At 59.2% G+C, this 20,912-nt stretch carries 18 protein-coding genes; 7 read left to right on the forward strand and 11 right to left on the reverse strand.

The annotated features are described in order from the left end of the window. Positions 1-4: 4 nt before the first annotated feature. From DMX11_RS05055 to rpmH, 8 genes are all read right to left on the reverse strand, one after another. The gene (locus tag DMX11_RS05055; protein ID WP_012274913.1) at positions 5-796 is read right to left on the reverse strand and encodes a ParA family protein; all 792 of its coding nucleotides are present in this window, start codon (positions 794-796) and stop codon (positions 5-7) included. A gap of 18 nt (positions 797-814) precedes the next feature. Next, on the reverse strand, positions 815-1,465 hold the full coding sequence (gene rsmG, locus DMX11_RS05060) for a 16S rRNA (guanine(527)-N(7))-methyltransferase RsmG (protein ID WP_110743489.1): 651 nt from the start codon (positions 1,463-1,465) through the stop codon (positions 815-817). Continuing rightward, positions 1,462-3,354, reverse strand: a complete 1,893-nt coding sequence (mnmG, locus tag DMX11_RS05065; protein ID WP_110743608.1) for a tRNA uridine-5-carboxymethylaminomethyl(34) synthesis enzyme MnmG — start codon at positions 3,352-3,354, stop codon at positions 1,462-1,464. Before mnmG ends, rsmG begins: the two co-directional genes overlap by 4 nt. A 601-nt stretch (positions 3,355-3,955) precedes the next feature. Then, positions 3,956-5,326 (reverse strand): tRNA uridine-5-carboxymethylaminomethyl(34) synthesis GTPase MnmE, encoded by a 1,371-nt coding sequence (gene mnmE / locus DMX11_RS05070; protein WP_110743490.1) that lies wholly within the window; start codon positions 5,324-5,326, stop codon positions 3,956-3,958. 88 nt (positions 5,327-5,414) lie between these two features. Then, on the reverse strand, positions 5,415-7,097 hold the full coding sequence (gene yidC, locus DMX11_RS05075) for a membrane protein insertase YidC (protein WP_110743491.1): 1,683 nt from the start codon (positions 7,095-7,097) through the stop codon (positions 5,415-5,417). A 2-nt stretch (positions 7,098-7,099) separates the two neighbouring features. Then, a complete protein-coding gene (yidD, locus tag DMX11_RS05080; RefSeq protein WP_003253169.1) occupies positions 7,100-7,345 on the reverse strand; it encodes a membrane protein insertion efficiency factor YidD in 246 nt (81 codons plus the stop codon). Further along, positions 7,338-7,742, reverse strand: coding sequence for a ribonuclease P protein component (rnpA, locus tag DMX11_RS05085; protein WP_110743492.1), 405 nt, complete (start codon positions 7,740-7,742; stop codon positions 7,338-7,340). The genes yidD and rnpA overlap by 8 nt, the downstream gene beginning before the upstream one ends. A gap of 13 nt (positions 7,743-7,755) precedes the next feature. Then, the gene (rpmH, locus tag DMX11_RS05090) at positions 7,756-7,890 is read right to left on the reverse strand and encodes a 50S ribosomal protein L34 (RefSeq protein ID WP_003253163.1); all 135 of its coding nucleotides are present in this window, start codon (positions 7,888-7,890) and stop codon (positions 7,756-7,758) included. Positions 7,891-8,485: 595 nt separating this feature from the next. Here rpmH and dnaA point away from each other — a divergent pair. Genes dnaA through gyrB form a run of 4 tightly spaced genes read left to right on the forward strand, consistent with a single transcriptional unit; the run spans position 8,486 to position 14,718 of the window. Further along, positions 8,486-10,030, forward strand: coding sequence for a chromosomal replication initiator protein DnaA (gene dnaA / locus DMX11_RS05095; RefSeq protein ID WP_110743493.1), 1,545 nt, complete (start codon positions 8,486-8,488; stop codon positions 10,028-10,030). 40 nt (positions 10,031-10,070) lie between these two features. Further along, a complete protein-coding gene (gene dnaN, locus DMX11_RS05100) occupies positions 10,071-11,174 on the forward strand; it encodes a DNA polymerase III subunit beta (RefSeq protein ID WP_110743494.1) in 1,104 nt (367 codons plus the stop codon). 15 nt (positions 11,175-11,189) lie between these two features. Next, complete coding sequence (gene recF, locus DMX11_RS05105; RefSeq protein WP_110743495.1) at positions 11,190-12,293, forward strand: DNA replication/repair protein RecF; 1,104 nt, start codon at positions 11,190-11,192, stop codon at positions 12,291-12,293. A 4-nt stretch (positions 12,294-12,297) separates the two neighbouring features. Continuing rightward, a complete protein-coding gene (gyrB, locus tag DMX11_RS05110) occupies positions 12,298-14,718 on the forward strand; it encodes a DNA topoisomerase (ATP-hydrolyzing) subunit B (protein WP_110743496.1) in 2,421 nt (806 codons plus the stop codon). A 64-nt stretch (positions 14,719-14,782) separates the two neighbouring features. On the opposite strand, the gene DMX11_RS05115 is transcribed toward gyrB, so the two are convergent. Continuing rightward, positions 14,783-15,190, reverse strand: a complete 408-nt coding sequence (locus DMX11_RS05115) for an RcnB family protein (protein ID WP_110743497.1) — start codon at positions 15,188-15,190, stop codon at positions 14,783-14,785. A gap of 128 nt (positions 15,191-15,318) precedes the next feature. Then, entirely contained in the window at positions 15,319-16,617 is a 1,299-nt protein-coding gene (locus DMX11_RS05120; protein WP_110743498.1) for a sigma-54-dependent Fis family transcriptional regulator, read from the reverse strand. Positions 16,618-16,838: 221 nt separating this feature from the next. On the opposite strand from DMX11_RS05120, the gene DMX11_RS05125 reads away from it, so the two are divergent. From DMX11_RS05125 to DMX11_RS05135, 3 genes are read left to right on the forward strand one after another with little or no spacing between them, the layout of a single operon-like run. Beyond that, a complete protein-coding gene (locus DMX11_RS05125; RefSeq protein WP_110743499.1) occupies positions 16,839-17,723 on the forward strand; it encodes an MBL fold metallo-hydrolase in 885 nt (294 codons plus the stop codon). Positions 17,724-17,761: 38 nt separating this feature from the next. Then, positions 17,762-19,033, forward strand: coding sequence for an FAD/NAD(P)-binding oxidoreductase (locus tag DMX11_RS05130; RefSeq protein ID WP_110743500.1), 1,272 nt, complete (start codon positions 17,762-17,764; stop codon positions 19,031-19,033). After that, positions 19,030-19,848 carry a sulfite exporter TauE/SafE family protein gene (locus DMX11_RS05135; protein ID WP_110743609.1) on the forward strand — a complete coding sequence of 273 codons (819 nt, stop codon included), beginning with the start codon at positions 19,030-19,032 and terminating at the stop codon, positions 19,846-19,848. Before DMX11_RS05130 ends, DMX11_RS05135 begins: the two co-directional genes overlap by 4 nt. Here the strand turns inward: DMX11_RS05135 and DMX11_RS05140 are convergent. Beyond that, the gene (locus tag DMX11_RS05140; RefSeq protein ID WP_110743501.1) at positions 19,837-20,724 is read right to left on the reverse strand and encodes a LysR family transcriptional regulator; all 888 of its coding nucleotides are present in this window, start codon (positions 20,722-20,724) and stop codon (positions 19,837-19,839) included. The genes DMX11_RS05135 and DMX11_RS05140 overlap by 12 nt on opposite strands. Between the last annotated feature and the right edge of the window lie 188 nt (positions 20,725-20,912).

The following is a 20,912-nucleotide window of genomic DNA, read 5'->3' on the forward strand; positions in this document are numbered from 1 at the left end:
TTCCTTAAGTTGTTTGTGCAGTGCGTGATTGACGGCGCTGACGGCGAACCAGTTCACCCGCCAGGGCCAGATACGCCAGCGCGCCGCGCGATTGCTTGTCGTAAGCCAAGGCCGGCATGCCGAAGCTAGGGGCCTCGGCCAGGCGAATGTTGCGTGGAATGACGGTGTCGTACAGCTGTGGGCCGAAGTGCTCTTTCAACTGCGCCGAAACATCGTTGTTCAGGCTCAGGCGTGGGTCGTACATGGTCCGCAGCAGGCCTTCGATCTTCAACTCCGGGTTCAGCCGGGCGGCGATGCGTTTGATGTTATCCACAAGGTCGCTGAGACCTTCCAGCGCGTAGTACTCGCACTGCATGGGGATGATCACGCCATCGGAAGCGACCAGCGCATTGAGCGTCAGCATTGACAGCGACGGCGGGCAGTCGATGAGGATGTAGTCGTAGTTTTCGCGGATCGGCGCCAGCGCGTTGCGCAGGCGGCTTTCCTTGACCTGCATTTCCAGCAGCACCACTTCGGCGGCGGTCAGGTCACGGTTGGCCGGAAGCAGCTGGAAACCACCATGCTCGGAGTAATGCATGGCCTGAGCCAGGTCACATTCCCCGATAAGCAGGTCGTAGACCGAGTGCTCGAGCTCATGTTTGTCCACACCGCTGCCCATGGTGGCGTTGCCCTGCGGATCGAGGTCGATCAGCAGCACACGACGCTTTGTCGCGGCCAGCGAAGCGGCGAGATTGATACAGGTGGTGGTCTTGCCTACACCACCTTTCTGGTTCGCGATTGCGAATACCTTAGCCATTGATGCGCGTGTTCCCAGTCATGCCTTGCGGCGCAGTATCAGCAGATGGCGCTGGCCCTGGCAACCCGGAACGGTCAGGGCCTGTTCGCTTTCCACTGTGAAGTCTGCGGGCAATGCTACCAGTTCATCGGCAGGATGCAGCCCCTTCATTGCAAGCCATTGCGTCCCGGTGTCGCCCAGGTGGCGGGTCCAGTTGGTGAAGTTCTCCATGCTGCTGAAAGCACGAGAAATGATTCCGTCGAACGCTTGTGCTGGCTGGAAGGCCTCTACCCGGCTGTGGATAACCGCGAGGTTGTCCAGCTTGAGCTCCATTTTCACTTGGGTCAGGAAGCGGGTTTTCTTGCCATTGGCGTCCAGCACAGTGACACGCTTGTGTGGATGCAGGATAGCCAGCGGGATGCCGGGCATGCCACCGCCGCTGCCAACATCCAACCAGTTGTCACGGTCGCTGTGGATAAACGACATGATGCTAAGACTGTCGAGCAGGTGACGCGAGACCATCTCGTCTGGGTCGCGCACGGCAGTCAGGTTGTAGGCTTTGTTCCATTTGATCAACAGAGCGAGGTAGCCAAGCAGCTTCTCGTGCTGCTCGGCAGTCAGCTCGACACCAAGCTGTCGTGCACCTGTGGACAACTCTTCAGCGTGTTGCGGGGTGACCAGGGAACTCAAGCGCTTTGCTCCAATTCGCGGCCAGCGCCGCGTTTTTTCAAGTGAATCAGCAACAGGGAAATCGCCGCCGGGGTCACACCCGGGATACGCGAAGCCTGCCCCAGCGTCTCCGGTCGGGTCTGGCTCAGCTTGCCCTGTATCTCTTTGGACAGGCCGGAAATCGACGTGTAGTCGATATCCACAGGCAGGCGGGTGTCTTCGCTGGCACGCAGTCGGGCAATTTCATCCTGCTGGCGGTCGATGTAACCGGCGTACTTGGTGCGGATTTCGACCTGCTCGGCAACCTGTGGATCGATCGCTTCACCGCCAGTCGCTTCGATCAGGCCGGCGTAGTCGATTTCTGGGCGTGCCAGCAGGTTGAGCAGGCTGTACTCGTGGCTCAGCGGAGTGCCGAATTTATCCACAACCGCCTGGCCTTGCTCGGTATTCGGGCGAACCCAAGTCGATTTCAAGCGCTGTTCCTCACGCTCGATACCGTCGCGCTTGGCGCAGAACGCGGCCCAGCGCTGGTCATCGATCAGGCCCAGTTCACGGCCCTTTTCGGTCAGGCGCAAGTCGGCGTTGTCTTCGCGCAGTATCAGCCGGTACTCGGCACGCGAGGTAAACATGCGGTACGGCTCCTGGGTACCCAAGGTAATCAGGTCGTCCACCAGTACACCGATGTAAGCCTCGTCACGGCGCGGGCACCAGCTGTCACGGCCCTGCGCCCGCAGTGCGGCGTTGGTCCCGGCCAGCAGGCCTTGGGCACCGGCTTCTTCGTACCCGGTGGTGCCGTTGATCTGCCCGGCGAAGAACAGGCCGCCGATGACTTTTGTCTCGAGGCTGTACTTGAGATCACGCGGGTCGAAGTAGTCGTACTCGATGGCGTAGCCGGGGCGCACGATGTGGGCGTTTTCCATGCCACGGATGGAACGCACGAGCTCCAACTGCACGTCGAATGGCAGCGAAGTGGAGATTCCGTTGGGGTACAGCTCATGGGTGGTCAGGCCTTCCGGCTCAATGAACACCTGGTGGCTTTCCTTGTCGGCGAAGCGGTGGATCTTGTCTTCGATCGACGGACAGTAGCGTGGACCGACCCCTTCGATCACGCCCGAGTACATCGGCGAACGATCGAGGTTCGAGGCAATGATCTCGTGAGTGCGTGCGTTGGTATGGGTAATCCAGCAACTCACCTGGCGCGGGTGCATGTCGGCATTGCCCATGAACGACATCACCGGGATCGGGGTATCGCCTGGCTGCTCGGTCATGACCGAAAAGTCCACCGAACGGCCATCAATGCGTGGCGGGGTCCCGGTTTTCAGGCGGCCGACGCGCAGCGGCAGTTCACGCATGCGGTGGGCCAGGGCAATCGAAGGCGGGTCACCGGCGCGACCGCCGGAATGGTTTTGCAAACCGATGTGGATAAGACCGCCGAGGAAGGTGCCGGTGGTGAGTACCACTGATTCTGCGAAGAAACGCAGGCCCATCTGGGTCACTACACCTTTGACCTGATCCTGCTCGACGATGAGGTCATCGCAGGACTGCTGGAATATCCACAGGTTCGGCTGGTTTTCCAGGATTTCACGCACCACTGCCTTGTAGATGGCGCGGTCGGCCTGCGCACGGGTGGCGCGTACGGCCGGGCCCTTGCGGTTGTTCAGAACGCGGAACTGGATGCCGCTCTTGTCGGTGGCCAGCGCCATGGCGCCGCCGAGGGCATCGATCTCTTTGACCAGATGGCTTTTGCCAATACCGCCGATAGCGGGGTTGCAGCTCATGTGACCGAGGGTTTCCACGTTATGGGTCAACAGCAGGGTTTTCACACCCATGCGTGCAGACGCAAGCGCAGCCTCGGTACCGGCATGGCCGCCGCCGATGACGATCACTTCAAAACGGGAAGGGAAATCCACCACGCACCTCGTGCCTGTTTTTGCGAATAGAGAAGGTAAGCGGACAAGTATAGGGACTTACCCCCCCTTAAAGAAACCGTCTGAGCAAATTTTGACCAGTCTGTGGATGAATGGCAAACAACAGAAATCAAAGAGGAAAAATTTAAAAAAGCTTTGTTTTTATGTTTATTCTTATGCACACCCATATCTGTGGATAAAGCTCTACAGCCCATATCTCACGCTGTGTATAGAGAAATTAAACCCTGTGTCTGGAGTGCCATGAGGGCTATGGATAACCCATTTTAGCCTGTGGATTAAATGCCTATTTACCCACAGGGCGCTTTGTCCTCAGAAAAAAAGCCTGCTTATCAACGGAGCTGAAGCCGGGTTTTCCACAGGGCTCCTGACGGCGAATCGGCGCCGGTGATCGAATTTTTTTCTTCCGTCATTGGCTTTTTGGCAAGTAATCCCCTCATACAGAAGGACCTCCTCACAAAAAAACGGATGGCGTTAACGCTGGGAGCCGCTTTTCGAGCATGAGGTCAGCGTGACAACTGCCTAAATGCCAGGCAAAAAAAAGCCGCTCCAGAGGGAGCGGCGTTTGGCTGGGGATGGCTGTGGATTACTTTCCGATGCAGAAGCTGGAGAAAATCCGCCCCAGCAGGTCGTCCGAGCTGAATGCACCGGTGATCTCACCCAGGGCGTGCTGAGCCTGGCGCAGGTCCTCCGCCAACAGCTCTCCCGCGCCCGCCAGCGTCAGTTGTGCGCGGCCGTGTTCCAGGTGCTCACTGGCCTGGCTCAAGGCATCCAGATGGCGCCTACGAGCGCTGAAACCGCTCTCGGCGGTCTGCTCGTAACCCATACAAGCTTTCAGGTGGTCGCGCAGCAACTGCAGGCCCGCATCGTCACCTTTGGCGCTGAGAGTGATTGTGACGTGACCGTCATCGCACTGTTCCAGCGCCACCCGCTCACCGCTCAGGTCAGCCTTGTTACGAATCAGCGTGACCTTGGCCGGGTCCGGGCGCTGGTCGAGAAACTCTGGCCACAGGGCGAACGGGTCACTGGCCTCGGGGGCAGTGGAGTCGACCACCAGCAGCACCCGGTCCGCTTCGCCGATGGCCTTGAGCGCGCGTTCTACGCCGATCTTTTCCACATGGTCATCAGTAGTGCGCAAACCAGCTGTATCGACGACATGAAGCGGCATCCCGTCGATGTGGATATGTTCGCGCAGGATGTCCCGGGTGGTGCCAGCGATATCAGTGACGATGGCAGCTTCGCGCCCGGCCAACTGGTTCAGCAGGCTCGATTTGCCGGCATTGGGCCGCCCAGCGATGACCACGGTCATGCCGTCACGCAGCAGCGCACCCTGCCCGGCTTCGCGCTGCACGGTGGATAACTCGCCGCGCACTGCATCGAGCATCGACAACACGTGGCCATCGGCGAGGAAATCGATTTCCTCCTCTGGGAAGTCGATCGCTGCTTCAACGTAGATACGCAGGGCAATCAACGCCTCGGTCAGGCTGTGCACACGTTTGGAGAATTCACCTTGCAGCGAGCGCAGGGCATTGCGCGCGGCCTGGCTGGAACTGGCCTCGATCAGGTCGGCAATAGCTTCGGCCTGGGCCAGGTCAAGCTTGTCGTTGAGGAATGCGCGCTCGCTGAACTCGCCCGGCCGGGCCAGCCGGCAGCCGACTTGCACACAGCGCTGCAACAGCATGTCCAGAACCACCGGGCCACCGTGGCCCTGAAGTTCAAGCACATCCTCGCCAGTGAACGAATTCGGCCCGGGAAAATACAACGCGATGCCTTCGTCCAGTACCAGCCCTTCCTCGTCGCGGAATGGACCGTAGTGGGCGTGGCGCGGGGTAAGTGTACGACCGGTGATCAACTGGCCGGCCTTGGCAGCCAGCGGGCCGGACAACCTGACAATCCCCACACCACCGCGGCCCTGGGCGGTAGCAATGGCGGCGATGGTTTCACGCACAATGTTCATGCTCGAAAGCCTCTACGACAAAAACGACAGATAGCAAAAACGCCCCACTAGGGGGCGTTTTTTATTCACAGGCTAGCGCAGTAGCCCGTCAAGCAGCAGCTTTTTTCGTTGCTGCTTCAATACGACGGGTAATGTACCACTGCTGCGAAATCGACAAGCAGTTGTTCACAACCCAGTACAGGACCAGACCAGCCGGGAACCACAGGAAGAAGAAGGTGAAGATGATTGGCATCATTTTCATCACCTTGGCCTGCATCGGATCCGGCGGCGTCGGGTTCAGGCGCTGTTGGATGAACATGGTGGCGCCCATGATGATCGGCAGGATGAAGAACGGATCCTTGATCGACAGGTCAGTAATCCACAGCATCCATGGGGCCTGGCGCATTTCCACACTTTCCAGCAGCACCCAGTACAGAGCCAGGAACACCGGCATCTGCACCAGGATCGGCAGGCAGCCACCCAACGGGTTGATCTTCTCTTTCTTGTACAGCTCCATCATTGCCTGGGACATCTTCTGGCGGTCATCACCGAAGCGTTCCTTCAGAGCGGCAAGTTTTGGAGCAACGGCACGCATACGCGCCATGGAGCGGTAGCTGGCAGCCGACAGTGGGAAGAACAGGCCTTTGATCAGCATGGTCAGCACGATGATCGACCAGCCCCAGTTGCCCAGCAGGCTGTGGATATGTTGCAGCAGCCAGAAGATCGGCTGGGCGATGAACCACAGGAAGCCGTAGTCGACGGTCAATTCCAGGCCTGGGGACAACTCTTTCAGCTTGGACTGGATCTTCGGGCCAGCGTACAGCATGGCACTGGTTTCGACCTTACCACCTGCAGGTACGTTAAGCGCCGGACCGGTGTAGCCGATGATGTAGTTGCCCTGGCTGTCCTTACGGGTCTGGACAACGTTGTTGTCCGACTTGGCCGGAATCCAGGCAGTCACGAAGTAGTGCTGAAGCCAGGCCACCCAGCCGCCAGACACATTTTCTTTCAAACTACCTTTGTCGATGTCCTTCATCGAGACCTTTTTGTAAGGCTCGGCAGCTGTCCACAGGGCTGCACCCAGGTAGGTTGCGGTACCGGTAGCAGTGCTGGAAGAAGGATCGCCGCTGGCATCACGCTTGAGCTGGGCAAACATGTTGCCGCTCCAGGCCTGGCCGCTCTGGTTGTCGATCAGGTAGCTGACATTCAGGTCGTATTCACCGCGCTTGAAGCTGAAGCGCTTGATGTAGTTGACGCCGTTATCGCTGAACTTCAGGTCGACCACCAGTTGCTGCTGGCCGTCAGCCAGTTGGTAGCTCTTCTGTTCTGCGGCATACAGCGGGCGGCCGCTGGCGCGGGCATCCGGGCCGTTGGCACCGGTAAGGCCGCTTTGTGCCAGGTAGACACGCTCGCCACCATTGTCGAACAACTGGAATGGAATGTCCGGGTGGTCCTGACGGCGTGGGTACTTGGGCAGATTCAACTGGACGATGTCACCACCGACCGGATCGATAGCCAGTTCCAGAACGTCGGTCTTGACTCGGATCAGGTCCTTGCTGAGTGCGACCGGTGCCAGTTCGGCAGGGCTCGATTCGGCGTTGGCGCTCGGTACATCGGCGCTGACACCGTTGTTACCGGCCGGCACGCCATCGGGCAAGCCCGGAGCAACAGTGCTGGCAGCAGTATTCTGAGTCGGCAGGGCAGCCTGGCCGTAGTCATCGTTCCACTTCAGGACCATGACGTAGGACACGACTGCCAGCGCGGCGATCAGGATCGTGCGTTTAATATCCATGATTACTCGGCTATCGAAGAAGTTCGGGAGGAAGGAGCGGGTGGAACGGGGTCGAAACCGCCGTCATTCCACGGATGACAACGCCCCAGGCGACGAACGGCCAGCCACCCACCACGCCAGATGCCATGGTTTTCGATGGCTTCATATGCGTAACAGGAGCAACTGGGGAAGAAACGACAGTGATTGGCCATCAGAGGACTAATGGCATAACGGTAAAACTGGATCGGAACGAGTGCCAGTTTACGCATCTTGGCTGTCTACCCCTGCGGAATCGGCGATCACTGCTGGGGTTGGCCGGCTGCGCGCCAGGCGTTTCCAGAGCTTGCCAAAGTGTTGGTGCAATTCCGGGTTTTCTACCTCACCCAATCCCTTGCGCGCGACGATCACGATGTCCAACCCGGCAAGCATGTGCTGGTTCAGACGAAAGGAATCGCGCATCAAGCGCTTGAGGCGATTGCGTTGAACGGCGAGCTTGACGCTCTTCTTGCCGATCACCAGGCCGAGGCGTGGGTGATCAAGGCCGTTCTCGCGAGCAAGGATCAGCAGGTTTTTCCCTGGAACCTTGCCGGTTGGGGAGTCGAAGACCGCTTTGAAGTGCCGGGGTGTAAGCAGTCGCTTTTCCCGACTGAAGTCCTGACTCACCACCTGTGCCGAAAAATCAAATGGCCAGACGCTTACGGCCTTTGGCACGACGACGCGACAGAACAGCACGGCCGTTCTTGGTAGCCATACGGGCACGGAAACCGTGAGTGCGCGCGCGCTTGATGGTGCTTGGTTGGAAAGTACGTTTCATGGCGTGTTACCTGGTTTGTCGACGACGGGCCGGGATGGCCCCCTTTTTAAGAGACCGGCGATTCTAGAGAAAGCAAGCCCGTAGGTCAATTTCCAACCAGTCTTTCCATATAGAGCATGTGATGGACGGTGCCTGTGGGTGGCTCACCGACTGCTGGTTGATCGGACACATGAATCGGGGACAACATGAAAAAAAAAGAGAGACATATAAAAAGCTTTTCTGAAGAACTTATAAATCTTAGGTGGGCCACTGTCTGTGGATAACATGCTATAGGCCAGTAAATACGGGCTGTACAGAATTTTACAACCGTGTTCTCAACCGGTGCTCCGCTTGTTCCCATCGTGCGCAGAAGCTGTGGATGAAATCGTCGATTATCCACAGGCAAGTTATCCACAGGTCGGCACCCAGGGTTGTGCATAGCCCTCAGTGTCGGTTATCCACAGGGTTTATTCACAGCGCGGGAAAGACGTTTTGGTCGATAAATGGCTGTTTTGTCATGGATCCTAACGTGTCCACATGTGGATAACTGAACGCTCGACCGGTACAATGGCGGTTTGTTTTTGCCTCATCCGGCTTTCAAACTCAGGGGATATCCGTGTCAGTGGAACTTTGGCAGCAGTGCGTAGAGCTTCTGCGCGATGAACTGCCTGCCCAGCAATTCAACACCTGGATCCGTCCGCTACAGGTCGAAGCCGAAGGCGACGAGTTGCGCGTCTATGCGCCTAACCGTTTCGTTCTCGATTGGGTCAATGAAAAGTACCTGGGCCGCTTGCTCGAGCTGTTGGGGGAAAATGGCAGCGGTATTGCACCGGCCCTCTCCTTGTTGATAGGCAGTCGTCGCAGTTCTGCGCCGCGTGCTGCACCCAACGCGCCGGTAAGCGCGGCGGTGGCTGCTTCGCTGGCGCAAAACCACGCGCAGAGCCAGCCCCAAAAAGTTGTGTCGGCAGTAGCGGCGGTGGATCCGGTCCCGGTCAGCGCTGCCGAGCCTGTGCTCGTCGATGAAATGGCTGAGCCGTCCACACGCGACAGCTTCGATGCCATGGCTGAACCAGCCCCGGCCCCAGCCAGTAGTGGCCGGACCGAGCAGCGCACCGTGCAGGTTGAAGGTGCGCTCAAGCACACCAGCTACCTGAACCGAACTTTCACCTTCGACACATTCGTCGAAGGCAAGTCGAACCAGCTGGCACGTGCGGCTGCCTGGCAAGTAGCGGATAACCCCAAGCATGGCTATAACCCGCTGTTCCTTTATGGTGGCGTAGGCCTGGGTAAAACCCACCTCATGCACGCTGTGGGTAACCATCTGCTAAAGAAGAACCCGAATGCCAAGGTCGTGTATCTGCATTCGGAGCGTTTCGTGGCCGACATGGTCAAGGCGCTACAGCTCAACGCCATCAACGAATTCAAGCGCTTCTATCGCTCGGTGGATGCGTTGCTGATCGACGATATCCAGTTCTTCGCCCGTAAAGAGCGCTCGCAGGAAGAGTTTTTCCACACCTTCAATGCCCTGCTTGAGGGTGGTCAGCAGGTAATCCTGACCTCCGACCGTTACCCCAAGGAGATCGAAGGCCTGGAAGAGCGCCTGAAGTCACGCTTTGGCTGGGGGCTGACGGTTGCTGTCGAGCCGCCAGAACTGGAAACACGCGTGGCGATCCTTATGAAGAAGGCCGACCAGGCCAAGGTCGAGCTGCCGCATGATGCCGCCTTCTTCATTGCCCAGCGCATCCGTTCCAACGTACGTGAACTTGAAGGTGCACTGAAGCGGGTGATCGCGCATTCGCACTTCATGGGTCGCGACATCACCATCGAGCTGATTCGCGAGTCGCTGAAGGATCTGCTGGCGCTGCAAGACAAGCTGGTCAGTGTGGATAACATTCAGCGTACCGTCGCTGAGTACTACAAGATCAAGATCTCCGATCTGTTGTCCAAGCGGCGTTCGCGTTCTGTCGCGCGTCCGCGGCAGGTGGCCATGGCCCTGTCCAAGGAGCTGACCAACCACAGTCTGCCGGAAATCGGCGACATGTTCGGTGGCCGCGACCATACGACCGTGCTGCACGCCTGCCGCAAGATCAATGAACTGAAGGAATCCGACGCGGACATCCGCGAGGACTACAAGAACCTGCTGCGGACGCTGACGACCTGATGGCCGTCTGCGCAGCTAATTGAAGGCAAGGGACTAGACCATGCATTTCACCATTCAACGCGAAGCCCTGTTGAAACCCCTGCAACTGGTCGCCGGTGTCGTCGAGCGCCGTCAGACCTTGCCGGTCCTGTCCAACGTATTGCTGGTCGTGCAAGGCCAGCAACTGTCGTTGACCGGTACCGACCTGGAGGTCGAACTGGTAGGCCGCGTGCAACTTGAAGAACCAGCCGAGCCTGGCGAGATCACGGTCCCGGCGCGTAAGCTGATGGACATCTGCAAAAGCCTGCCTAACGACGCCCTGATCGATATCAAGGTCGATGAGCAGAAATTGTTGGTAAAGGCCGGCCGCAGCCGCTTCACCCTGTCGACCCTGCCAGCCAACGACTTCCCGACTGTGGAAGAAGGCCCTGGTTCGCTGACCTGCAACCTGGAGCAGAGCAAGCTGCGCCGCTTGATCGAGCGCACCAGCTTCGCCATGGCTCAGCAGGACGTGCGGTATTACCTCAATGGCATGCTGCTGGAGGTTTCCCGCAACACCCTGCGTGCAGTGGCTACTGATGGTCACCGTCTGGCGCTGTGCTCCATGACCGCGCCGATCGAGCAGGATGATCGCCACCAGGTGATCGTGCCGCGCAAAGGCATCCTGGAACTGGCGCGTCTGCTGACCGACCCGGAGGGCATGGTCAGCATCGTCCTGGGCCAGCATCACATCCGCGCGACCACCGGTGAGTTCACCTTCACCTCCAAACTGGTCGATGGCAAGTTCCCTGACTACGAGCGCGTATTGCCCAAAGGTGGCGACAAACTGGTGGTGGGTGATCGTCAGGCGCTGCGTGAAGCATTCAGCCGCACTGCGATTCTTTCCAACGAAAAGTACCGCGGTATCCGCCTGCAACTGGCGGCCGGCCAATTGAAAATCCAGGCCAACAACCCCGAGCAGGAAGAGGCTGAAGAAGAAATCAGTGTGGACTACGAAGGTGGCTCGCTGGAAATCGGCTTCAACGTCAGCTATCTGCTGGACGTGCTGGGCGTGATGACTACCGAGCAAGTTCGTCTGATCCTGTCGGATTCCAACAGCAGCGCTCTGCTGCAGGAAGCTGGCAATGACGATTCTTCCTACGTTGTCATGCCGATGCGCCTGTAACTGTAGCCAGGCGAAATGTCCCTTCGACGTATCATGGTCACCGCGGTGCGCAACTTGCACCCGGTGACTCTCTTACCCTCCCCCCGCATCAACATCCTTTACGGCGCCAATGGCAGTGGCAAGACCAGTGTGCTGGAAGCCGTGCACCTGCTTGGACTCGCGCGCTCATTCCGCAGTACCCGCTTGAACCCTGTCATTCAGTACGAGCAGTCTGCTTGTACCGTGTTTGGCGAGGTGCTGCTGACGGAAGGTGGCACCAGCAACCTCGGTGTGTCACGGGAGCGTCAGGGGGAGTTCACGATTCGCATTGATGGGCAGAACGCACGCAGCGCTGCCCAGTTGGCAGAGTTGTTGCCGTTGCAGCTCATCAACCCGGACAGTTTCCGGCTGTTGGAGGGAGCCCCCAAAATACGTCGCCAGTTTCTGGATTGGGGGGTGTTCCACGTGGAACCTCGCTTTCTGCCAGCCTGGCAACGGCTGCAGAAGGCGCTGCGGCAGCGGAACTCATGGTTGCGGCATGGTACACTTGACCCAGCTTCGCAAGCCGCCTGGGACCGGGAATTGTGCCTGGCCAGTGCGGAAATAGATGAATACCGTCGCAACTACATCAAGGCCTTGAAGCCCGTCTTCGAGCAAACCCTGAGCGAACTGGTCGAGCTGGACGGGTTGACCCTGAGCTACTACCGAGGCTGGGACAAGGACCGGGAACTGCAGCAAGTACTCGCCTCCTCTCTCCTTCGCGATCAGCAGATGGGCCATACCCAGGCCGGTCCGCAGCGTGCTGATCTGCGTCTTCGTCTGGCTGCCAACAACGCAGCAGACATCCTGTCGCGTGGTCAGCAGAAGCTTGTGGTGTGCGCATTGCGCATTGCCCAAGGCCACCTCGTCAGTCAGGCTCGCCGCGGTCATTGTATTTATCTCGTGGATGACTTGCCGTCCGAGCTGGACGACCAGCATCGCCGCGCGTTGTGCCGCTTGCTTGAAGAATTACGCTGCCAGGTGTTTATCACCTGTGTAGATCACGAACTACTGAGGGAAGGCTGGCAGACGGAAACGCCAGTTGCTTTGTTCCACGTGGAACAAGGCCGTATCACCCAGACCCACGACCATCGGGAGTGAAGGCATGAGCGAAAATCAAACGTACGACTCCTCCAGCATCAAGGTGCTGAAAGGTTTGGATGCCGTACGCAAGCGTCCCGGCATGTACATTGGCGACACCGATGATGGTAGCGGCCTGCACCACATGGTCTTCGAGGTGGTCGACAACTCCATCGACGAAGCCCTCGCCGGTCACTGCGATGACATCACGGTCATCATCCACCCGGACGAATCCATCAGTGTGCGCGACAACGGTCGCGGCATTCCGGTTGACGTGCATAAAGAAGAAGGCGTTTCCGCAGCTGAAGTCATCATGACTGTGCTGCACGCTGGCGGTAAATTCGACGATAACTCCTACAAGGTATCCGGCGGTCTGCACGGTGTAGGTGTTTCGGTTGTGAACGCCCTGTCCGAGCAGCTGGTACTGACCGTTCGCCGTAGTGGCAAAATCTGGGAGCAGACCTACGTTCACGGTGTTCCACAAGCGCCAATGGCGGTTGTCGGTGACAGCGAAACGACGGGTACCCACATCCACTTCAAGCCATCGGCTGAAACCTTCAAGAACATCCACTTCAGCTGGGACATCCTGGCCAAGCGTATCCGCGAGTTGTCGTTCCTCAACTCGGGCGTAGGCATTTTGCTGAAGGATGAACGCAGCGGTAAGGAAGAGTTCTTCAAATACGAAGGCGGCCTGCGTGCGTTTGTCGAGTACCTGAACACCAACAAGACTCCGGTCAACTCCCAGGTGTTCCACTTCAATGTCCAGCGCGACGACGGCGTGGGCGTAGAAGTTGCCTTGCAATGGAACGACAGCTTCAACGAGAACCTGCTGTGCTTCACCAACAACATTCCGCAGCGTGATGGTGGTACTCACCTGGTGGGCTTCCGTTCTTCCCTCACCCGTAGCTTGAACAGCTACATCGAGCAGGAAGGCCTGGCCAAGAAGAACAAGGTTGCGACCACAGGCGACGACGCCCGTGAAGGCCTGACCGCGATTATCTCGGTGAAGGTTCCGGATCCTAAGTTCAGCTCGCAGACCAAAGACAAGCTGGTTTCCTCGGAGGTGAAAACCGCCGTGGAACAAGAGATGAACAAATACTTCGCCGATTTCCTGCTGGAAAACCCGAACGAAGCCAAGGCCGTCGTTGGCAAGATGATCGACGCTGCCCGTGCACGGGAAGCGGCCCGTAAAGCCCGTGAGATGACTCGCCGCAAAGGCGCGCTGGACATCGCCGGCCTGCCGGGCAAACTGGCTGACTGCCAAGAGAAAGACCCTGCCCTTTCCGAACTGTATCTGGTGGAGGGTGACTCCGCAGGTGGTTCGGCCAAGCAAGGTCGAAACCGCCGCACCCAGGCTATCCTGCCGCTGAAGGGCAAGATCCTCAACGTCGAGAAGGCTCGTTTCGACAAGATGATCTCGTCCCAGGAAGTGGGCACGCTGATCACGGCACTGGGTTGCGGGATCGGTCGCGAAGAGTACAACATCGACAAGCTGCGCTATCACAACATCATCATCATGACCGATGCTGACGTTGACGGTTCGCACATCCGTACTTTGCTGCTGACCTTCTTCTTCCGTCAGTTGCCGGAGCTGGTCGAGCGCGGCTACATCTACATTGCCCAGCCTCCACTGTACAAGGTGAAAAAAGGCAAACAGGAGCAGTACATCAAGGACGACGAGGCCATGGAAGAATACATGACCCAGTCGGCTCTGGAGGACGCGAGCCTGCACCTGGACGAGTCAGCGCCAGCAGTTTCTGGTGTGCAGCTGGAAAGCCTGGTGAATGAATTCCGCAGTGTCATGAAGACACTCAAGCGCCTGTCGCGTTTGTACCCGGAAGAACTGACCGAGCACTTCGTCTACCTGCCTGAGGTGACCCTGGAACAGTTGGGTGACCACGCGGTGATGCAAGCATGGCTGGCCCAGTTCCAGGCGCGTCTGAACTCCAACCAGAAGTCTGGCCTGGCTTACAGCGCCAGCCTGCGCGAAGACAAAGAGCGCAACGTATGGCTGCCGGAGGTAGAAATCACCTCCCACGGCCTGGCTAGCTACATCACGTTCAACCGGGACTTCTTTGGCAGCAATGACTACCGGACCGTAGTCAACATTGGTGCCAAGCTTTCTAGCCTGCTGGGTGAAGGTGCTTACGTGCAACGTGGTGAACGCCGCAAGGCAATTGTCGAGTTCAAGGAAGGCCTGGACTGGCTGATGAACGAGACCACCAAACGTCATACCATCCAGCGATACAAAGGGCTGGGTGAGATGAACCCAGACCAGTTGTGGGAAACCACCATGGACCCGGCTGTCCGCCGCATGCTCAAGGTCACCATCGAGGATGCGATCGCTGCTGACCAGATCTTCAACACCCTGATGGGTGACGCAGTCGAGCCGCGTCGTGAGTTCATCGAGAGCAACGCGCTGTCGGTGTCGAACCTGGATTTCTGATCAGGTTGTAGTTTGCAGCCACTAAAAAGCCCGCTGATGCGGGCTTTTTAGTGGCTGCAAAAAATCAGTAGCCGGTAAGAATGTTAACGATCACGCCACTGGCAATAGCCACCAGCACATAGTCGCCGTTCACATACAGCCAACGATGATCACGTGGTGGCGCATACAGGTGGCGCGCTTTCCAGTCGGTTACCCAATAACGGTCGCCACGGTAATGTGGATCAACTGCATGACCACGCTGCCACTGCTGGTGCGGTACTGGCATGCCTTGTTGTGGACGGAAGTTCGGGTCACGGTAAGCGGGACCGTGGCCATTGTCATGTCGGCCCTGTTGCTGGGGCTGACCATGTGGCGGGTTGCCCTGATGCGATGGCCCGCCATCATGTCGGTCGGGTGGGCCCGGCTGCGCGAAGCTGGCCAGCGGTGCGCTGAACATCAGCGCGGCGCAGATCACGGTTAGGGTCTTTTTCATTTGATGCGGTCCTCTGCCGGTTATCGCCTGGCGAGCATGGATGCCAGATTCGGTTAACTGATAAGACCACGATTTTTTGCGTTTAATGTCAGGACTCAGGTAAAGGTCCGGTAAAGTCTGCCGCTGTTTCAGTTAAGCCCAAGCGCTTTCAAGCGGCGATACAGCGTGCGCTCACTGATGCCAAGATGGCTGGCCAGTTCGCTGCGCGAGCCCTTGAACTGTTCCAGTGCCTGCGCCACCTCACCTAGGTTGTTGCGACGGTCACCTGTCACAGCCGCCCCGGCTGGCCCGATATCTGCTTGCAAGTGTTCAGGTCGGATCAGCCCGTCATCGGCGAACAGACGGGCTCTTTCCAGTATGTTGCGCAGCTCGCGGATATTGCCCGGAAATGGATGTAACCCCAGTTGCTGTAAGGCATCGTCACTCAGCCTGGGCGTTGGCTTTCCGGTCATGGACATGCGCTGCAGCAGGCTCTGTGCGAGCAGGGGTAGGTCTTCCACCCGCTCGCGCAATGCCGGCAGGCGGATCGGAAAGCCGCTGATGCGGTAGTACAGGTCTTCACGGAAGGAGCCTTGCTCAACCATCTGCTTGAGCGGCTTGTGGGTGGCCGATACCAGGCGGAAATCCGAATGCACCGTGCGCAGGCTGCCCACCGGGCGAAAGCTGCCAGACTCGATCAGACGCAGCAACTTCACCTGCATCGCCAGCGGTACTTCGCCAATTTCATCGAGGAACAGGGTGCCCCCATGGGCCGCCTCAGCCAGGCCGATCTTGCGTTGGTTGGCACCGGTGAATGCACCCTTCTCGTAACCAAACAGCTCACTCTCGAACAACGACTCAGACAGACCTGTGCAGTCGACCACCACCAGCGGCCCATTCGCTCTGGGACTGCCCATGTGTACCGCGCGAGCGAACAGTTCTTTACCGCTCCCCGACTCCCCCTGCAGCAGCACCGGAATCTGCGCTGGCGCCGCCCGTTGCAGGCTGGCCAAGGCGGCCTTGAAGGCGGGGGCGCGCCCCACCAGGCCCTGCTCCTGAGGCTGCGCTGACGCGAGGGTGATGGTGGTCAGTCGTTCGACAAAGGCCACCACGCAGCCCTGTTCATCCAGGATCGGCCGCAGTTCCACATCCACATGCTCGGGGCCACGTGGAGTGTGATGAATGTGCAACACACGCTCGGGCACTTTGCTCTCCCACGCCTTGCGCATGGGGCAATGCTCGCCAGCCTGGTCGCATGGCACGGCATAGTGGTGCGAGACCTTGTGGCACTTTTCGCCCAGCGGCGCCTGGTCCTGCTGGCCGAACTGGCGGCGGTAGGCCGCATTGGCAGCCAGGATGTTGTAGTGGGTGTCCAGCACGATAGTCGGCAGGGCATCGTGCTCAAGGTAGGAAACCAGAGCTAGGATGATGGGATGGGTTTGAGGCATGACGACACCATTGGGATGACTGGCGCAGGGTAACAAGGACTGCCAAACACTGCCATTGGCTGACAGTCGACTGCCATCCACGCTGTCAGTTTCGCCAACCGCTGTCAGCAACGAGCCAGATTCATTGGACCATGCGCCGATAGAAGCCTGGCATGCATCTTGATGAACCTCCTGGTACTGCCTCCGCCCCACAAGGCGCGGCGGATAAATTGGAGAACGTGATGATCATCGGCAACAACCTTCACGTGGACGCTTTCTTCGACAAGGCGACCTCGACCATCAGCTACTTGGTCATGGACCATGAGACCCGGCAATGCGCATTGATCGACAGCGTGCTGGATTACGACCCGAAGTCCGGGCGCACCTGCAGCGCCTCGGCGGATCGTCTGATCGAGCGTGTGACCGAATTGAATGCCAGCGTGCGCTGGATTCTGGAAACACATGTGCACGCCGACCATCTTTCAGCAGCGGCCTACCTGAAGGAAAAACTTGGGGGGCATACCGCCATCGGCGCGCACATCACCCAGGTGCAGAAAGTGTTCGGTGCCCTGTTCAACGCCGAGCCTGGATTTGCCCGCGATGGCAGCCAGTTCGATGTGCTGCTCGAAGATGAAGAAGTCATCCGCATTGGTAACCTGCACGCGCGGGCGCTGCATACGCCAGGGCATACACCTGCGTGCATGAGTTTCATGATCGAAGACGCCGGCGAGATCGCGGTGTTCGTGGGCGACACCCTGTTCATGCCCGACTACGGTACTGCCCGATGCGACTTCCCTGGTGCCGATGCCCGGACCTTGTACCGTTCGATCCGTCGTCTGCTGGCTTTCCCCGACCAAACCCGGCTGTTCATGTGCCACGACTACCTGCCAGATGGCCGCGACATGCAGTACGTCACCACCGTAGCCGAGCAGCGCGCCAGCAACATTCATATTCACCAAGGCGTAGATGAGGACAGTTTCGTCGCCATGCGCGAAGCCCGTGACAAGACCCTCGACATGCCCGTGCTGATCCTGCCTTCGGTACAGGTGAACATGCGCAGTGGCCAGCTCCCCACGCCGGAAGAAAACGGCGTGAGTTACCTGAAAATTCCGCTGAACAAGCTGTAACCGCCCTGCCCCATAATCAGATTCCAGGATTTACCGCCATGCCCGCCTTGTTGTCCCCTGCCAATACCGATCACCATAAAGTACTCATCGTCGGTGCCGGTGCCGCTGGTATCGCCACTGCTTCCAGCCTGATCAGCCGTGACCCGTCACTGGACATTGCCTTGATCGACCCCGCCGAAGTGCATTACTACCAACCCGGCTGGACCATGGTCGGTGCCGGTGTGTTCAAGGCACCGAGCACGGCGCGCACCATGGCCTCGACCATTCCGCGCGGTGTGCGCTGGATCAAGGCGCGCGTTCAGGGCTTCGAGCCTTTGGGCCAGCTGGTCATGCTCGACGATGGCCGCGCCATCAGTTATGAACAATTGGTGGTCTGCCCCGGGCTCAAGCTGGACTGGGCGGCCATCAACGGGCTCAGCGAGACCCTTGGCCGTAACGGTGTCACCTCCAATTACCGCTACGACTTGGCGCCCTACACCTGGGAGCTAGTGCAAAAGCTCACGCAAGGTCGTGCCCTGTTCACCCAGCCGCCCATGCCGATCAAGTGTGCCGGCGCGCCGCAGAAGGCGCTGTACCTGTCGTGCGACCACTGGCTTCGCAACGGCCATCTGGGGGCGGTGAAAGCCAGCTTCTTCAATGCCGGTGCCGTGTTGTTCGGTGTGGCGGACTACGTCCCTGCGCTGATGAAGTACATCGAAAAGTATGCGGTGGACCTCAATTTCTCTCATCGGCTGACAGCCGTGGACGGCCCGAACCAGCGCGCTACCTTCGTCCGTAGCCTGGCCGACGGCAGCAGTGAGACGCGCATTGAAGCCTTCGACATGCTGCATGTAGTGCCGCCGCAGGTAGCGCCGGACTTCATTCGCGAAAGCCCGTTGGCCGATGGCGCCGGTTGGGTCGATGTCGACCCGCACACCCTGCGCCACCGCAAATACACCAACGTTCATGCCCTGGGCGATGTCGCCAACACCAGCAATGCCAAGACCGCTGCAGCTGCACGTAAGCAGGCCCCCGTCGTGGCTAACAACGTGCTGGTGGCGCTGGGCAGGTTGCCGACCCTGGCCCGTTACGACGGCTATGGCTCGTGCCCGCTTACCGTCGAGCGCGGCAAGATCGTTTTGGCCGAATTCACCTACGGCGGCAAGCTGGCGCCGAGCTTCCCCGGTTGGCTGCTGGATGGTCGCAAGCCGACGCGCCTGGCCTGGTGGCTCAAGGCGCAGGCGCTGCCCCCGCTGTACTGGCAAGGCATGCTCAAGGGCCGCGAATGGCTGGCGCGGCCACAGCCGCTGGCAGCCGAGGGTGGGCAGTGATCGAACATCAATTGTTGGGTGCGGGCCTGGGGGCAATCATCGGTGCAGTACTAGCGTTGACCGGCGCAGGCGGAGGCATTCTCGCCGTGCCGTTGCTGGTATTTGGCCTTGGGCTATCAATGGTCGAGGCGGCCCCGGTCGGCCTGCTGGCAGTGGGCATGGCGGCGGCGGTGGGCGCTGTCCTGGGTTTGCGCCAAGGCTTGGTACGCTACCGCGCAGCGCTGTTCATTGCAGTGATTGGTGTCGCGGCAGCGCCGTTGGGGTTGATGCTGGCGCACCGTTTGCCGAATACGCCCTTGCAGTTGGTGTTCGCCGGGGTGCTGGTTCATGCCTGTCTGCGTATCTGGCGCAAGGCGGCCAAAGAGCTGCGCGGCGAAGCCAACGATGCCCATCGCTACATTGAACCCTGTGTGTTGAACCCGCTCCAGGGCCGGTTACGCTGGACCCTGCCTTGCGCGAGAGCATTGGCGTTAACGGGGGCACTATCCGGGTTATTGTCCGGTCTGCTTGGCGTCGGTGGAGGGTTCGTCATTATCCCGGCCCTTAACCGTTACACCAACCTGCGTATGGCCAGCATCGTTTCCACGTCATTGGCTGTGATCGCCCTGGTCTCTACCGGCAGTGTGGTCAGCGCCAGCCTTGCGGGTGTCCTGCATTGGCAAATTGGCGGCCCGTTTGCCGCCGGTGCAGTGCTTGGCTTGCTGTTGGTAAGGCCGCTGGCGAGGAGGTTGGCCGGGCCGCGCCTGCAGCAGATGTTTGCGGTAGCAGGTTGGGCCGCTGCCCTGCTGCTGGGCAGCAAGGCGCTACTGAGCTAGCAGCTCGCTTTGTTGTTCTGCGCACAGCGCCAGCAGATAGTCCCACACTACCCGCAGTCGTACCGACTTGTGCAGCTCGCGGCGGGTGCAGATCCAGTAGCTGCGCTGGATGGTCTCGCCAGGCAGCACACGTACCAGGGTCGGGTCGTGGCGGGCCATGTAGTTGGGCAGCACGGCAATGCCCAGACCGGCGCGGGCGGCGGCTTGCTGGGCGATCACGCTGGTACTGCGAAACACCACGTTGGGTGCTCGGCAGAAGCTGTTGAGAAACAGCAACTCCTGGCTGAACAGCAAGTCGTCGACGTAGCCAATCCAGCTGTGCCGAGCCAGGTCCTCTCGGTTGCGCAGTGGCGGTGCGCGGTCCAGGTAAGCCTGGCTGGTATACAGCGCCAGCCGATAGTCGGTGAGTTTGCGAGTAATCAGCAGGTCGGCGTTGGGCCGCTCAAGGTGGATGCTGATCTCCGCTTCGCGGTTGAGGATGCTGACGAACCTTGGCACTGCGACCAGTTCCACCTCCAGCCCGGGGTAACGCTCGAACAATGCGTTCATGCGGGGGGTGAAAAACATGATGCCGATGCCTTCGGTCACCCCCAGGCGAATCTTCCCCAGCGGGGTGATGGCCTGGGTGATCTCTTCCTGGGCCAGCAGGGCGACGTTCTCCATGGCTTCGGCGTGCTTGAGCAGCGCCTGCCCCGAGGGGGTCAGCTCATAGCCCTGCGCGTGCTGCACGAAAAGCGCAGTACCCAAGCTCTGCTCAATGTTCTCGATGTGCCGGGCCACGGTGCTGTGGGTGGTGTTGAGGCGTTTGGCGGCGCTGAGCAGGCGGCCGCTGCGCTGCAACTCGAGGAAAAACCGCAGATCGTTCCAGTCGAACATGCTGATCCTTGTGGCTGTTCGTCCCGCCCTCTTCGCAGGCATGCCGGCTCCCATCGAGACAGCGAAACCTGACGGTGACGCGATAACTGTGGGGAGCGAGCCAGCCCGCGAATAGGTCGGTCCAGGATTACCCCTGTGCTAAAACGCACAACGGCTGCGCGAAATCTCGTGTTTCCTCCACGAAATTA

The organism is Pseudomonas sp. LB-090624 (assembly GCF_003205205.1).
Classification (GTDB): Bacteria; Pseudomonadota; Gammaproteobacteria; order Pseudomonadales; family Pseudomonadaceae; genus Aquipseudomonas.

What these genes read in the sequence shown, in the direction of transcription:
- yidD (WP_003253169.1), bottom strand. Translation starts at nt 7,345, where the DNA reads ATGCGTAAACTGGCACTCGTTCCGATCCAGTTTTACCGTTATGCCATT.
- DMX11_RS05055 (WP_012274913.1), bottom strand. Translation starts at nt 796, where the DNA reads ATGGCTAAGGTATTCGCAATCGCGAACCAGAAAGGTGGTGTAGGCAAG.
- DMX11_RS05115 (WP_110743497.1), bottom strand. Translation starts at nt 15,190, where the DNA reads ATGAAAAAGACCCTAACCGTGATCTGCGCCGCGCTGATGTTCAGCGCA.
- DMX11_RS05120 (WP_110743498.1), bottom strand. Translation starts at nt 16,617, where the DNA reads ATGCCTCAAACCCATCCCATCATCCTAGCTCTGGTTTCCTACCTTGAG.
- DMX11_RS05140 (WP_110743501.1), bottom strand. Translation starts at nt 20,724, where the DNA reads ATGTTCGACTGGAACGATCTGCGGTTTTTCCTCGAGTTGCAGCGCAGC.
- mnmE (WP_110743490.1), bottom strand. Translation starts at nt 5,326, where the DNA reads ATGAACATTGTGCGTGAAACCATCGCCGCCATTGCTACCGCCCAGGGC.
- DMX11_RS05125 (WP_110743499.1), top strand. Translation starts at nt 16,839, where the DNA reads ATGATCATCGGCAACAACCTTCACGTGGACGCTTTCTTCGACAAGGCG.
- gyrB (WP_110743496.1), top strand. Translation starts at nt 12,298, where the DNA reads ATGAGCGAAAATCAAACGTACGACTCCTCCAGCATCAAGGTGCTGAAA.
- rpmH (WP_003253163.1), bottom strand. Translation starts at nt 7,890, where the DNA reads ATGAAACGTACTTTCCAACCAAGCACCATCAAGCGCGCGCGCACTCAC.
- yidC (WP_110743491.1), bottom strand. Translation starts at nt 7,097, where the DNA reads ATGGATATTAAACGCACGATCCTGATCGCCGCGCTGGCAGTCGTGTCC.
- DMX11_RS05130 (WP_110743500.1), top strand. Translation starts at nt 17,762, where the DNA reads ATGCCCGCCTTGTTGTCCCCTGCCAATACCGATCACCATAAAGTACTC.
- dnaN (WP_110743494.1), top strand. Translation starts at nt 10,071, where the DNA reads ATGCATTTCACCATTCAACGCGAAGCCCTGTTGAAACCCCTGCAACTG.
- recF (WP_110743495.1), top strand. Translation starts at nt 11,190, where the DNA reads ATGTCCCTTCGACGTATCATGGTCACCGCGGTGCGCAACTTGCACCCG.